The organism is Bradyrhizobium sp. Kon56, assembly GCF_055807635.1.
Genome location: NZ_JBVVOU010000554.1, coordinates 1 through 225, shown reverse-complemented (window position 1 = coordinate 225; position 225 = coordinate 1). Strand labels below are relative to the sequence as shown.

At 67.1% G+C, this 225-nt stretch carries 1 protein-coding gene; it reads left to right on the top strand.

Features of this window, described 5'->3' with window-relative positions:
• Positions 1-12: 12 nt before the first annotated feature.
• Positions 13-225 (top strand): hypothetical protein (locus AC0L3B_RS40025; protein ID WP_473383491.1); only part of this gene is annotated, 213 nt, incomplete at its 3' end.

The window sequence follows — 225 nt, the reverse complement described above, 5'->3', positions numbered from 1 at the left end:
TTTAGGCGAGACATGGGCGAGGGCGTGACGCGCGGGTGCCGCTTCTTTATGCAGGGCCCGCCCGAAGCGCTGACCACCTGGCGCGATGTGGCTTATCCCGGCAGCGTGGCCGCGTCGTCCGATGGCGTGACCCTGACGGTGGCGCAAGGGCGTCAGCATCCGGGCTGCATCAATGTGTTGATGCCGGAAATCGCCACGGGTCTGGACCTGAGCCAGACGGCCAGG